The organism is Methylobacterium sp. FW306-05-D (genome assembly GCF_058782155.1).
This window is the reverse complement of record NZ_JBYSXL010000019.1, coordinates 55,451-68,525: the sequence shown is the minus strand read 5'-3', so window position 1 is coordinate 68,525 and position 13,075 is coordinate 55,451. Positions and strand designations below refer to the sequence as shown.

Here is a 13,075-nt window from a genome sequence, read left to right as displayed (position 1 = left end):
CGCGCCGGGTGGCGCTGGTGGAGGCGAGGAGGAGGGGCAGGGCCCCGCGCCAGGGGGAGGCCGGCCTCGGGGAACCGGGCATCGGGGAAGTGGGCATCGGGCGGCTCGGCGCGCTCACGAGGCGATGAATTTCAGGCGATGCTCGCGGTGCAGGTCGAGGATGGCCGCGGCCGTCTCCTCGATCGAGCGCCGGGTCACGTCGATGGTCGGCCAGCGATGCTTGGCGCAGAGCCGCCGGCAGGCGGCGATCTCGTCGGCCACCGCGCTGCGGTCGACATAGAGCGAGGAATCGTCGGCCTTCAGGCTGAGGAGCCGGTTCTGGCGGATCTGGACGATGCGCTCCGGGCTGGCGAGGAGCCCGACCAGGAGCGGCTTGCGCGCCGTCTCCAGGCTCTCGGGCAGGGGCATGCCCGGAACCAGGGGAAAGTTCGCGGTCTTCAGGCCGCGATTGGCGAGGTAGATCGCCGTCGGGGTCTTCGAGGTGCGGCTGACGCCGATGAGGATCACGTCGGCCTCGTCCACGTCGAGGGGCAGGTTGCCGTCGTCGTGCAGGAGCGTGAAGTTCATCGCGTCGATGCGCTTGAAGTACTCGGCGTTGAGCATGTGCTGCGCGCCGGGCCGGGCCGTCGAATCCGCCCCGAGATAGGATTGCAGCAGGGCGTGCACCGGCTGCAGCACCGAGAGGCAGGGCGAGCCGGTCTCGCGGCAGGCCGCCTCCAGCCGCTCGGTGAGGTCGTGGCCCACCAGGGTGTAGAGCACGAGCCCCGGCGCGGCCTCGATCTCGGAGATCACCCGCTCGAGCTGCGGACCGGAGCGCACCAGGGGATAGACGTGCTCGATCGCCGAGACGCCCTCGTACTGGGCGGCGGCCGCGCGGCCCACGTTGATCAGCGTCTCGCCGGTGGAATCCGAGACGAGGTGCAGGTGGAAATAGCTACGGCTCATCGAGGGGCAGTCTCCTCCGGCCCGGCGGAGAGGAGCCCGGGCGGCGCGCCGCAGGGTCTTGTCCACCGGGCTCGGTCAGGGGAGTCGATAAGGGTGGATAAGCCGGCTTGCCCGAACGGTCCAGCGGGTGGCCGAGCCGGGTTGTCGACTCCGGCGTCAACACGCGATCACACCGGCGCGATTCCCGCGCGGTTTTGGGAGAATCCGGGACCGAGGCTCGGTCGGGCGCGGCCGGGCAGGGGCAAGGCACTGTCGGCCATCACCTATCCAGGATATTGGACCCAATCCGTTAAAGCCTGATTAACGCCGCGGCCGCGGGGACGCCCTGTGGACGGTTCTTCGCTCCCGCCATCCGCCCCTCTAAAAGAAAAAACAGAGTCCTAGAATCTCTCTTTCCTTTTAGAGAGGCGGTGTGGGGATGACGGCCCGAGCGCCCCTCCGGCACCCGGACGAGACAAGGGTTTTCGAGAGGAAGACATCCGCAGCTTCGGTGCTACATACCGGCCATCGGGGAACGGTAACGTCGGAGATCGGATGAGCCAGGCAGTTGCAGGGGACCGCGGTCCAGGGGATCGGGCGGTCCTGCGGGTTCTAGCGGGCGAGGCCCTGCCCCGACCCCCCGCCTGGATGATGCGCCAGGCCGGGCGCTACCTGCCGGAATACCGCGCGGTCCGGGCCCGGGCCGGCTCCTTCCTCGACCTCTGCTACAATCCCGACTTCGCCACCGAGGTGACGCTGCAGCCGATCCGGCGCTTCGGCTTCGAGGCCTCGATCCTGTTCTCCGACATCCTGGTGATCCCGGACGCGCTCGGCCAGAACGTCCGCTTCGTGGAAGGGGAGGGGCCCCGCCTCGACGCCCTGGCCGGCCGGCCCGAGTTCGAGCGCCTGCGCGAGGCCGGCGACCCGGCGATTTTCTCGCACTTGGCGCCGGTCTTCGAGACCGTTCGGCGCCTGCGTGCCGAACTGCCGAACGAGACCACGCTGCTCGGCTTCTGCGGCGCGCCCTGGACCGTGGCGAGCTACATGATCGGCGGGCGCGGCACGCCGGACCTCGCCCCGGCCCGGGCGCTCGCCCGGCACGACACCGCCCTGGTGGAGGCGCTGATCGACCGCCTCGTCACGGTGCAGACCGAGTATCTCGTGCGCCAGCTCGAGGCCGGCGCCGACGCGGTGCAGATCTTCGAATCCCATGCCGGCGCCCTGCCCGACGCGCGCGGCGCGGAGGAATCCTCCGAGGAGGCGGTCAACGACGTCTCGGAGAGCGCTCTGCCCGAGGCCGGCGAGCGCGACGCCCTGACCCGCTGGTCCCTCCAGCCCATCGCCCGGATGATCGCCGGGGTCCGGGCCCGCGTGCCGGGCGCGAAGATCATCGTATTCGCGCGCGGCTCCGGTCTCGACGGCCATGCCCGCGTGGTGCCCGAGACCGCCGCCGACGCGGTCGGGGTCGACTGGTCGGTGGACCTCAAGGCCCTGCGCGATCGGGTGCCCGCCACCACGGTGACCCAGGGCAACGTCCATCCGGAGACCCTGATCGAGGGGGGCGCAGCCCTGGACGCGGCGGTGGATGGGGTGCTGGCCGCCACGGACGGCCTGCCGCACATCTTCAACCTCGGCCACGGCATCACGCCGCAGACGCCGATCGCCCATGTCGAGCGCATGCTCGCCCGGCTCCGGGGCTGAGGCGGCGGTGGACGGCCTCTATCCCTGGCTCAAGGCCGGGCACCTCGTCGCGCTGATCTCCTGGATGGCGGCGATGCTCTACCTGCCGCGCCTGTTCGTCTACCACGCCGCCCTGGTGCCGGGGCCGCACGCGGCGGCGCAGTCCGAGACCTTCAAGGTCATGGAACGGCGCCTGCTGAAGGCGATCATGACCCCGGCCATGATCGCCACCTGGATCTTCGGGCTGATCCTGGCCTGGATGAGCGGCTACTACGCCGCCGGCTGGCTCCAGGCGAAGTTCGTGCTGGTGCTCGCCATGAGCGGCATCCACGGCTGGCTCGCCCGGATGGTCAAGGACTTCGCCGCCGACCGGAACACGCGCGGCCACAGGTTCTACCGGGTGATCAACGAGGTGCCGACGCTCCTCATGATCCTGATCGTGATCCTGGCGGCGGTGAAGCCGGCACTCTGGTGATCGGGCTGATACGGATTGGTGCGATGGCCTCTTGACCTAGGGTTCGTCGCTGCCATCGTGACCGGCTTACCTCATCCCGTCGCCTCATCCCGTCGCCTCGGCCTGATCGAGGGGGGCGTCCTTGGCCTGAAGGGTTGTCCACACCGGACGGGCAGGAGGTGAAGCCGGAATGACGGGTGTGCCGACCTCCGGCCAAGTCCGCTGCTGCAGATAGGATCGGCTCTCGTCGAACCGTGACTATGTGGCGATCGTCGCGTCGACCACAAACGGGAGCCAAGCGCTCGGGGGGGCGAGGCCTATACACATTCAACAGAAACCCAGTCAGGAAGCGGAGAGGGCCTGTGGTATGGATCCTCTTACAGCGGAACAGACGCCCACAGCGACTTCGACGCAGTGAATCGGGAGATAGCGTATGCGCTTCTCAAGGATTGCAGCCCTGGTAGCCTGGTACTGCATCTATCTCATAGTGATCGAACCAGCTGTTGGATTGAGCAGTCTTATAACAACACCGCTGCATAAAGCGCCGATCGACGCACTACCTTATGTTTATGCATTGTGTGGAATCGTAATTGGTGTAATCGGTGCAAATCGTGATGGGACGCTTTTGAGTGAGTTCATATTTGGGTCTACAATCTACGTTTTGCTGGCAAAATTATTTATTAGTATTATCATGGGGTATATATCCCTAAAACCAATGTCTGTCAGTCTCAATTTCGTCCTGGCGATAGGTCCACTGCTTCAGTGCTTCTGTATTGGAGCGGGATATTTAATCTACGCGCTTTGGAAACGGCGTGAGTACTGCCCATGGTGGCGCCTAGCATGATATCGTGACCGGATGACTGCGTGGAGTACACGCTGGACAGGCAAGTAACCGCAGAGCCACCACTCATTTTTATCACGATAACCTCGATCGCTGAGTTCGGTGTTCCTCCAAATGGATGAGTTCCGCTCCACCTTGTAGGACGGGGTCGGGTGATCCTCGACTTGCGGAGACTGACGACACCACGCGCACTCTCGGCCCCTTCCAGAAAAGAGTAGCAAGCAACTGGATCTGAAACCCCATGCATCACCGAAGGCGGACTTGATGGCCGAACCCGCGCACGATGACGATCATCACGGCCATAGCCATTCCCACGGGGGTGGCGGCCATTCCCACGCGCCGGCCACCTTCGGGCGGGCCTTCGCCATCGGCATCAGCCTCAACATCGCCTTCGTGGTCATCGAAGCGATCTACGGCTTCGCCAGCGAGTCCATGGCCCTGGTGGCGGATGCCGGCCACAACCTCTCGGACGTGCTCGGGCTCCTCGTCGCCTGGATCGCCTCGGTGCTGGTCAAGCGCGCGCCCACCGCCCGCTTCACCTACGGCCTGCGCGGCTCCTCGATCCTCGCCGCCCTGTTCAACGCGGTGTTCCTGCTGGTGGCCACCGGCGCCATCGCCTGGGAGGCGGTCGCCCGCCTGATCGCCCCCGAGCCGCAGCCGGTGGCGGGCCTGACCGTGATGGTGGTGGCCGGCATCGGCATCCTCATCAACGGCGCCACCGCCTGGCTCTTCGCCTCGGGCAGCGACGACATCAACATCCGCGGCGCCTACCTGCACATGCTGGCCGATGCCGCCGTCTCGGCCGGCGTGGTGGTGACCGGCCTGATCATCGTGCTGACGGGGGCGGCCTGGATCGACCCCCTGGTCAGCCTCGTCATCGCCGGCCTCATCGTCTGGGCGACCTGGGGCCTCCTGCGCGACAGCGTGGTGATGTCCCTCTCGGCGGTGCCCGCCGGCATCGATCCGGCGGTGGTGGGGGCCTACCTGCGCGGGCGCTCCGGCGTCGCGGACCTGCACGACCTCCACATCTGGCCGATGAGCACCACCGACATCGCCCTGACGGCGCACCTCGTCATGGCGGAGGGACACCCCGGCAACGGCTTCCTCATCGCCACGGCCGCCGAGCTGAAGGCCCGCTTCGGCATCGGCCACGCCACCCTACAGATCGAGGAGGCGGGCGGCCCCGCCTGCGCGCTCGCCGGAGACTGCACCGTATGATCCGCGCCTTCGTCGTCGGACATCCCATCGCGCATTCGCGCTCGCCCCTGATCCACGGCCACTGGCTCGCCGAGCACGGCATCGACGGCCGCTACGAGCGGATCGACGTGGCGCCCGAGGCCTTTCCGGCCTTCCTGGCGGGTCTGCGCGCGAACGGGTTCGCTGGCGGCAACGTCACCATCCCGCACAAGGAGACGGCGTTCGGGCTGGTCGAATCCCGGACGCCGCGGGCGGACCGGATCGGGGCGGTCAACACCCTGTTCTTCGACGGCTCCGGGCGCCTCTGCGGCGACAACACCGACGCCCCGGGCTTCGTCGCCCATCTCGACCAGAGCCTCGGCCCGGACTGGACCGCGCGCGGCGCCGGCACTGCCCTGGTGCTCGGGGCCGGGGGCGCGGCCCGGGCCATCGTGGTCGGCCTGCTGGAGCGCGGCCTCGCCCGGATCGGAGTCGCCAACCGGACGCCGGCCCGGGCGGAGGCCCTGGTGGCGCTCGATCCCACCCGGGTCGAGGCCGTGGCCTGGCACGACCTGCCGGACGCGATGGCGCGGACGGGGCTCCTCGTGAACACCACCTCCCTCGGCATGGTCGGCCATCCGCCCCTCGATCTCGACCTCCTGCCGCTCCCCGGGGACGCCGCGGTGGCCGACATCGTCTACGCCCCCCTGGAGACGGCCCTCCTCGCGGCGGCGCGGGCGCGGGGGCTGCCCGCCGTCGACGGCCTCGGCATGCTGCTGCACCAGGCGGTGCCGGGCTTCGCCCGCTGGTTCCGCACCACGCCGCGCGTGACGCCCGCCCTGCGGGCCCGGATCGTCGCGGATCTCGCGCCCGCATGAGCCGGCCCGTCATCCTCGGGCTCACCGGCTCGATCGGCATGGGCAAGTCCGCCACCGCGGCGATGTTCGCGCGCCACGGCGTGCCGGTCCACGACGCGGATGCGGCCGTGCACGCCCTCTACGGCGCCGGCGGCGCGGCGGCGGCCGCCATCGGGGAAGCCTTCCCCGGCACCCTGGACGCGAACGGGGCCGTCGACCGGACCCGCCTGCGCGAGGCCGTGATCGGCGCGCCCGAGCGCCTCGCCGCCCTGGAGGCCCTGGTCCATCCCCTGGCCCAGGCGGCGGCCCGCGATTTCCTCGCCCGCCACACCGGGGCGCCCCTGGTGCTCCTCGACATCCCGCTCCTGTTCGAGACCGGCGCCGAGGCCCGCTGCGACCGGGTCCTCGTCGTCACCGCTCCGCCCGACGTGCAGCGCGCCCGGGTGCTCGCCCGGCCCGGCATGGATGCGGCGACCTTCGAGGCGATCCGCGCCAAGCAGATGCCCGATGCCGAGAAGCGGGCCCGGGCCGATTTCGTCCTCGATACCAGCCTGGGCTTCGACCACGCCGAGGCCGAGGTGGCGGCGATCATCCGGCAACTCGCCGCGGGACCGGGACCGGCCGCGCCTTGACGCGGTCTGCGGAGCGCGCATGGTCCGGTGGCCGAACGCCACCCTCCAGGATCCTTCGATGCTGCGCGAGATCGTCCTCGACACCGAGACCACCGGCACGGACGCCAAGAACGGCGACCGCCTGATCGAGATCGGCTGCGTCGAGCTGATCAACCACGTCCAGACCGGCAAGTCCTTCCACCAGTTCATCAATCCGACCCGGCCCGTCTCCCAGGGCGCCTTCGCGGTGCACGGGATCTCCGATGCCTTCCTGGCCGACAAGCCGCTCTTCGCCGACATCGTCGACGCGTTCCGCGATTTCTGCGGCGACTCGCCCCTGGTGATCCACAACGCGCCCTTCGACGTCGGCTTCCTCAACATGGAATACGCCCGCCTCGGCGCGGCCGCGCCCCCGCCCATCGACCTCGCCGGCGTCGTGGACACCCTGCAGCTCGCCCGCCGCAAGCACACGGGAGCGGCCAACAACCTCGACGCCCTGTGCTCGCGCTACGGCATCGACACCACGCGGCGGACCAAGCACGGCGCCCTCCTCGACGCGCAGATCCTGGCGGAGGTCTATGTCGAGCTCCTCGGGGGCAAGCAGACCAGCCTCGGCCTCGCCATGACGGAGGTGGAGGAGGTGGTGATCCTCGGGGATGGGGGCGAGGCGGTGCCGGTCGGCCCACGCCAGCTGCGCCACCGGCTCAGCGAGGCCGAGCGCGCCCGGCACGCCGCCTTCATCGCGACCCTCGGCGGCGGCGGCGCGATCTGGCGCGACTATCTCGGCGAGGAGGAGTCCGCCTGACGGCGGACCGAACCTGTCCGGCCCGGGCGGGATTGTCCGTTCGACGGGTCCGTCGCGGCCGTCACGATGCTGCGACGCACGACCCGCCATATTGCATCGCAGCAAAGACCTCCCATATACCATCCAGCGGGATGGTAGCGGGAAGGTACGATGCTCGATCTTGAGGACAAGCCCAAGGCGCCGATCCGGGTCGGCGACACCGAGAAGATCACGATCAATCTCGGCTATGTCGACCTCGGCCACATCGATCTCCTCGTCTCCGAGAGCGTCTACGCCAACCGGAGCGACTTCATCCGCACGGCCGTGCGCAACCAGATCGCCCGCCACGGCGACGTCACCCGTCAATCCGTAGCCCGCAAGGGCGTCGAACTCGGCCTGCGCCGCTACGACCGGGCCGAGCTCGAGGCCGCGCGGGCCAGCGGCATCCGCCTCGACATCCGCGTCCTCGGGCTCGCCAGCATCGCGCCCGACGTAACCCCGGAACTGGCCCGCGACGCCATCGCGTCGATCGAAGTCATGGGCAGCCTGCAGGCGACCCCGGCCGTGAAGGCGGCCCTCGCCGACCGCCTTCTCTAGACAGCGTCCCAGCCCGAATTCCCGACCTCGCATGGTTCGACATGGCGTCGAGCCGGAAAGCGACTCCCATGACCGATCCTTCGAACCGGATGCAGGACCGCCTCGCCGACATGATGGAGGCGACGCGCCTCACGGCGGCCGGACGCCTGCAGGACGCGACGGACCTGCTGCAGCGCGGCTTTTCCGGCGCACCGCCCGCGCCCCGGCCCCCGGCGGGACACGCCGCCCCGGCGGCCGAGCCCCGCACCATCGACCTCGTGGCCGAGCGCGTCGAGACCGGTCCCGCCGCCCAGCGCGCGGCACCCGACCACCCCGGCGCGTCGGCCAGGGCCGCCGGACATCCCGCGTCCCGGCCGGGTCCGGCCTCCGGCGAGGAGGCCGGCCTCGCCGCGATCCTGCCCGAGAAGCTGCGCAAGGTCGTGGAAACGGTGACGCGGGGGATCGCCCCGGTGCTCGGCGGCCTGGGCAAGGCCGGCCAGGGCGGCGGCAACCCGTCCGGGCTCGCCGGCAATCTCGGTTCCCTCGTCTCGGGGCTGGCCGGGGGCCTCGGCCCGTCGGGTTTCAACCAAGCCCGCGCCCCCCTCACCGAGGGGGGCAGCTTCACCACGCACAGCTTCTCGAACGCCGCCGGCGCGCGCGACTACAAGCTGTTCGTCCCCAGCTATGCCCGTCCCAACCTGCCCCTGGTGGTGATGCTGCACGGCTGCACCCAGTCGCCGGACGATTTCGCCGCCGGCACCGGCATGAACGCCCTCGCGGAGGCCGAAGGCTTCCTCGTCGCCTATCCGGCCCAGAGCGGGCGCGCCAACGGCCAGCGCTGCTGGAACTGGTTCCAGCCCGTCGACCAGGGCCGGGAGTCCGGCGAGGCCGGGATCATCGCCGGGCTGACGCGCGCGATCATCGCCGAGCACCGGGTCGATCCGAGCCGGGTCTACATCGCCGGCCTGTCGGCGGGCGCTGCCGCGGCGGTGAACATCGCCCGGGTCTATCCCGACCTCTACGCCGCGGTGGGCATCCATTCCGGCCTCGCGGCGGGCTGCGCCCGCGACGTCTCGACCGCGCTCACGGTGATGCGCCTCGGCCCCGTGGCCACCGCCGACGGCGCGGTCTCCACGGTGCGGGTGCCCACCATCGTGTTCCACGGGGAGAGCGACGGCACGGTCAATCCCCGCAACGGCGAGCAGGCCCTGGCCCAGGCCGGCATCGACGGGCTGACGCCCGAGGCGGCGGAGGCGGTGAGCCCGGGCGGCCTGTCCTACACCCGCACCCGCTACGCCGACGCGGACGGCCGGGTCGCGGTGGAGAGCTGGATCGTGCGCGGCCTCGGCCATGCCTGGTCCGGCGGCAGTCCGGCCGGGAGCTACACCGATCCGCGCGGACCCGACGCCACGCGGGCGATGCTCGACTTCTTCCGGGCGAACCCCCTGGCGGCGGGCCGGGCCTGAGCGTCCGGCGGCTCAGCCCACCGCGACGTTGTCGATGAGGCGCGTGGCCCCGAGATAGGCCGCCGCCAGCACCCGGGCCGGCCGGGTCGCGCGCGTCACCGGCGCCAGCGTCTCGGCATCGCGGACCTCGAGATACTGCACCGGCGCGAAGCCCGCCGCCGCCAGGGCGGCCCGGCCCCGCGCGACCAGGGGACCGGCATCCGCGCCGGCCGCGAGCCCGGCGGCGATCTCGGACAGGACGGCGTGGAGGCGCGGCGCGCGCGCGCGCTCGTCGGGGGCGAGGTAGCGGTTGCGCGAGGACAGCGCCAGGCCGTCCGCTTCCCGCAGGGTCGGCACCCCCTGGATCTCGACGGGCAGGTCGAGGTCGCGCACGGCACGGCGGATCACCAGGAGCTGCTGGTAGTCCTTCTCGCCGAACAGGGCGCAGTCGGGCTGGACCTGGTTGAGGAGCTTGGTCACCACCGTGGCGACGCCCGAGAAGTGGCCCGGCCGATAGGCGCCGCACAGGCCCTCGGTGAGGTCCCCCACCTCGATCCGGGTCGAGAAATGCTCGGGATACATGCCGGAGACCTCCGGCAGGTAGGCGGCGTCGACGCGTGCCTCCGCCAGCCGGGCGAGGTCGGCCTCGGTGTCGCGGGGATAGCGCGAGAAATCCTCGTTCGGGCCGAACTGGGTCGGATTGACGAAGATGCTCGCCACCACGCGCCGGCCGAGGCTGCGCGCCCGCGCCATCAGGGCGAGGTGGCCGGCATGGAGCGCACCCATCGTCGGCACAAGCACCACCCGCTCGCCGGCCCCGCGCCAGGCGGCGACCTCGGCGCGCAGGGGACCGACGGCCGTGAACCGGAGCGGGGAAGCGGGATCGGACATCGGTGGATCGTCCTCGGCAGGGCCTCGGGGCGGGAATCGCGCCTCGGGCGCGAGACCTAATCGCACCGCCGTCCGGAGGCCAGACGCCTCAGGGACAATAGGGCCGCAGGGGCCGGCCATAGGGATCGTCGACCCCGAGGGGTGGGGTGAAGCCGTAATAGCTCGGCTTGCCGAGGCCGTAGGCCGAGCCGACATAGCTCGGGTCGCCGAGCGCATCGGTGGGGATGGGAACCCGCCGGGGAATGCATCCGGCCAGCTGCCGGCGCAGCACCGGCGGGCGACGAACCGCCCCGCCCTCCTCGTCCGCCCGGGGGAAGTAGCGCGGCAGGCCCTCGGGCTCCGGGGCATACCCGTCCGCCGCGCGGCCGGGCGTCCGGAAGGTGAGGCCGCCGAAATCCGCCGCCTCGGCAGGGATTGCCGCCAGCCCGGCCAGGAGCACCAGCCCGCACAGGAGCGCCAGCACCGGCCCGCCCCGTCTGATCGCCACACAGCCACGCCGCATCGGGTCCACTCCTCGCGGGACGACGGTGGCAGGCAGGCGTGAACCGAGTGTTAACCATAGGCCGCCGCGATGACCCGACCGATCGCCGCATGGGCCGCGTCGCGGGCCTCGCTCGCGGCGTCCGATCCCGTCAGGTAGACGGCCGCCGCCAGGGGTGCCCGGGCCGGCGGACGCAGGAGCGCCACCACGTTGGCGGTGCCGTTCGCCCCGCTGCCGGTCTTGTCGCCGACTCCCCACGCCGCGGGAAGCCCCGCCCGCAGGCGCTTCGTCCCGGTGCGGGAGGCCGTCATCCAGCCCTCGAGCCGGGCACGGCCCGCCTCCGTCAGCGACGGCCCGAGCAGGATCTTTCCGACGGTGGCCGCCATCGCGGCCGGCCGGGTGGTGTCGCGGGGATCGCCGGGCACGGCCGAATTCAGGTCGGGCTCGGTCCGGTCGAGGCGGGTCACCGGGTCGCCGAGGCTCCGGCACCAGGCGGTCAGGGCCGCGGGTCCGCCGAGGGCGCCGAGCAGGAGATTGGCGGCGGTGTTGTCGCTCCAGACCATCGCGGCCGCGCACAGGGCCTCCACGGACATCGCCCCGGCCTCCGGGCCGCCCGCCCTGAGAGCGCCCCCGGTGACGGGAGCGTAGCTGTCGAGGTCGGCCGCGCCGTAGGCGAGGCGCCGGTCCAGGCGCTCGTGGCCGGCCTCGACCCGGGCCAGGATCGCGGCGGCGAGGAGGAGCTTGAAGGTGCTGCACATCGGGAAGGTGGCCTCGGCGTCGTGCAGGAGGGCGGGGCCGCCGCCCAGGTCGAGCACCGCGATCCCGGCCCGGCCGCCGAGATCCCCGGCGATCCGCGCCAACGCCGCCTCGGCCTCGGCGAACCGCCCGGCCCGCCCTCGATCCGGCCCGCCCTGCGCCGGTCCCGGCTGGGTCAGCGCCGCGCCCGGCTGGAGCACCGGCAAGAGCACTGGCAAGAGGGCGCTCGCTCCGAGGAGTGTCCGTCGCGTCAGGCTCATGGTGTTCCGGCGTGTCGGGGCGGGGTTCAGCCTGCGGCCCGCGCCCGGCCGTCGAGGGGGGCAAGGCGCGCGGGCGCGTCCGTCGCCGTCGCGGGTGTGGCGACGGGGCGTCCCAGGACGCGGGCGAGGCCGGGCAGGTCGGGTCCGGCCGCGTTGCCGGGCCCGTAGAGATGGGCGTCGAGGGCGTCGAGGCCCGCGGCGATCTCGGGGTCGGCCCGCCAGGCGCGGGCGAGGTCCGGCCGTTCCAGGAGGACGGGATCGAGCCGGGCCCGGAAGGCGCGCGCATCCCGGGCCGAGGCGGCCCGGCCCAGCGCCCGGCGCGTCCGCCCGTCGAGGCGCCGGCGTCCCGTACGGGCGCCGGTGCCGAAACCCAGCAGGGCGAGGCCGAGGCCGAAGGCGCCCAGGGCCGCCGTCGCCACCACCAGGGGGGAGGCGGGCAGGACGGGTTTCGCCTCGTCGTCCCGGTCGGGCAGTCCGCCGCCGATCTGGCGGGCCGGGATCTCGGCCTCGCGCAGGGTGCGCGAGACGGTGTCGAACCACGGGATGACGATCGCGTCGAGGGGAATGATCTCCTCGATCGCCGGGCGCACGTCCCACTGATAGGTCACGCGGGCCACGGGTCCGGCGGGGGTGATCAGAGTCTCGCGGGTCACCGGCCCGGCGAAGGTGAGGATGCCGCGCGTGCGCATCACCGGGCGGGGCGGCAGCCCCTCGGCGACCATGCCCTGCGCCTCCAGGGTGACGATGCGCCGGGTGGTCTCGCCGAGTTTCACCGTCTCGGGATCGGGGCTCCAGGAATCCGTGATCGTGACGTCCTTGGCCGGCAGCCACCAGGGCTCCTTGGCGTCGGGGCCGCCCACCGGCTTCGTCCAGGTGGCGACGGGCAGGGTCACCGGGGCCGAGGGCACGTCGACGACGACCCGCTTGCCGCCGTCGTTGACGGTGAGGCGGTGCAGGAACGGATCGATGGTGAAGTCGCCCGGATGGTGCGGGAAGACCGCCACCACCCGGTCGAAGGCGATCGCCACCTGCCCGTCGGGCAGGCGGGTCTTCGACCAGGCGTCGCGGCCGAGCTGCGTCCAGCTGAAATTGGCCAGCGACGGCTGGATCACCTCCTCCAGCAGGATCGGCTGGCGGTAGACCCCGTGGATGCGCAGCAGCACCATCTCGCGGGAGAACGGATCGGCGTTGCCGTTGCGCTCCGGGGTCACCGTGAGGGTGAGGTCGCCGGGGCCGATTTCGGCCCGGGCGGGGAGGGGCGCGAGGCACGTGAGGATCAGGGCGAGACACGCCGTAAAACCTCTCTCCCGCGAGGGGGAGCGGGGGGGCTGCATCACAC

General features: G+C 71.5%; 13 protein-coding genes. 8 read left to right on the top strand and 5 right to left on the bottom strand.

The window, feature by feature from the left end; genetic code table 11:
• Positions 1-114: 114 nt before the first annotated feature.
• Positions 115-945 (bottom strand): pyruvate, water dikinase regulatory protein, encoded by an 831-nt coding sequence (locus AC3WLN_RS09510; RefSeq protein ID WP_056472779.1) that lies wholly within the window; start codon positions 943-945, stop codon positions 115-117.
• A 534-nt stretch (positions 946-1,479) separates the two neighbouring features.
• Between AC3WLN_RS09510 and AC3WLN_RS09505 the strand changes: the two genes are divergently transcribed.
• The 8 genes from AC3WLN_RS09505 (at position 1,480) to AC3WLN_RS09470 (ending at position 9,369) form a co-directional block, all read left to right on the top strand.
• The gene (locus tag AC3WLN_RS09505; RefSeq protein WP_492480766.1) at positions 1,480-2,625 is read left to right on the top strand and encodes a uroporphyrinogen decarboxylase; all 1,146 of its coding nucleotides are present in this window, start codon (positions 1,480-1,482) and stop codon (positions 2,623-2,625) included.
• Positions 2,591-3,079 (top strand): protoporphyrinogen oxidase HemJ, encoded by a 489-nt coding sequence (hemJ, locus tag AC3WLN_RS09500; protein WP_492480765.1) that lies wholly within the window; start codon positions 2,591-2,593, stop codon positions 3,077-3,079. Before AC3WLN_RS09505 ends, hemJ begins: the two co-directional genes overlap by 35 nt.
• 1,084 nt (positions 3,080-4,163) lie before the next feature.
• Entirely contained in the window at positions 4,164-5,117 is a 954-nt protein-coding gene (locus AC3WLN_RS09495) for a cation diffusion facilitator family transporter (RefSeq protein WP_492480764.1), read from the top strand.
• On the top strand, positions 5,114-5,953 hold the full coding sequence (locus AC3WLN_RS09490; protein ID WP_492480763.1) for a shikimate dehydrogenase: 840 nt from the start codon (positions 5,114-5,116) through the stop codon (positions 5,951-5,953). Before AC3WLN_RS09495 ends, AC3WLN_RS09490 begins: the two co-directional genes overlap by 4 nt.
• Positions 5,950-6,564: a dephospho-CoA kinase gene (gene coaE / locus AC3WLN_RS09485; RefSeq protein WP_492480762.1), complete on the top strand. Its 615-nt coding sequence runs from the start codon at positions 5,950-5,952 to the stop codon at positions 6,562-6,564. The genes AC3WLN_RS09490 and coaE overlap by 4 nt, the downstream gene beginning before the upstream one ends.
• Before the next feature lie 58 nt (positions 6,565-6,622).
• Entirely contained in the window at positions 6,623-7,348 is a 726-nt protein-coding gene (gene dnaQ / locus AC3WLN_RS09480; RefSeq protein ID WP_492480761.1) for a DNA polymerase III subunit epsilon, read from the top strand.
• A 150-nt stretch (positions 7,349-7,498) separates the two neighbouring features.
• On the top strand, positions 7,499-7,924 hold the full coding sequence (locus AC3WLN_RS09475) for a CopG family transcriptional regulator (RefSeq protein ID WP_463772050.1): 426 nt from the start codon (positions 7,499-7,501) through the stop codon (positions 7,922-7,924).
• Between the two features lie 68 nt (positions 7,925-7,992).
• The gene (locus AC3WLN_RS09470) at positions 7,993-9,369 is read left to right on the top strand and encodes an extracellular catalytic domain type 1 short-chain-length polyhydroxyalkanoate depolymerase (protein ID WP_492480760.1); all 1,377 of its coding nucleotides are present in this window, start codon (positions 7,993-7,995) and stop codon (positions 9,367-9,369) included.
• Positions 9,370-9,381: 12 nt separating this feature from the next.
• Here the strand turns inward: AC3WLN_RS09470 and panC are convergent, their stop codons facing one another.
• From panC to AC3WLN_RS09450, 4 genes are all read right to left on the bottom strand, one after another.
• The gene (gene panC / locus AC3WLN_RS09465; RefSeq protein WP_492480759.1) at positions 9,382-10,239 is read right to left on the bottom strand and encodes a pantoate--beta-alanine ligase; all 858 of its coding nucleotides are present in this window, start codon (positions 10,237-10,239) and stop codon (positions 9,382-9,384) included.
• Positions 10,240-10,327: 88 nt separating this feature from the next.
• Positions 10,328-10,741: a hypothetical protein gene (locus AC3WLN_RS09460; protein ID WP_492480758.1), complete on the bottom strand. Its 414-nt coding sequence runs from the start codon at positions 10,739-10,741 to the stop codon at positions 10,328-10,330.
• 50 nt (positions 10,742-10,791) lie between these two features.
• Positions 10,792-11,736 carry a class A beta-lactamase gene (bla, locus tag AC3WLN_RS09455; RefSeq protein ID WP_492480757.1) on the bottom strand — a complete coding sequence of 315 codons (945 nt, stop codon included), beginning with the start codon at positions 11,734-11,736 and terminating at the stop codon, positions 10,792-10,794.
• Between the two features lie 26 nt (positions 11,737-11,762).
• The gene (locus AC3WLN_RS09450; protein ID WP_492480756.1) at positions 11,763-13,070 is read right to left on the bottom strand and encodes a hypothetical protein; all 1,308 of its coding nucleotides are present in this window, start codon (positions 13,068-13,070) and stop codon (positions 11,763-11,765) included.
• Positions 13,071-13,075 lie beyond the last annotated feature (5 nt).